Genomic DNA, 330 nt, shown 5'->3' with positions numbered 1-330 from the left:
TGTGATTTGAAATTTATATCACAGAGACAAAACTTATTATGCATAGGTTCATCAGGAACGGGGAAAACTCACTTAGCCACCGCATTAGGCATGAAAGCATGTAGCGAAGGGTACGAAGTATGCTTTTTTCGAGTAGCTGATCTAGTTTCACAATTAGAGAATGGATTTGAAAAAGGAACACTTCAAAAAATTAAAAGAAGCATTGAAACCTGTGATGTATTAATTTTAGACGAATTAGGATATGTACCATTTCAAAAAGATGGTTCAGAATTATTATTTCATATAATTGCAGACTGTTATGAACAAAAAAGGGTTCTGGTGCAAAAAATC

1 protein-coding gene is annotated in these 330 nt (G+C 33.3%); it reads left to right on the top strand.

Annotation, left to right across the window (positions count from 1 at the left end):
• Positions 1–330, top strand: a 330-nt coding sequence (locus tag V7183_RS09545; RefSeq protein ID WP_335359323.1) for an ATP-binding protein, incomplete at both ends; no start/stop codon positions are given.

This window comes from Bacillus sp. JJ1127, from assembly GCF_036965845.1.
Lineage (GTDB): Bacteria > Bacillota > Bacilli > Bacillales > Bacillaceae_G > Bacillus_A.
This window is presented reverse-complemented; position numbering and strand designations above follow the sequence as displayed.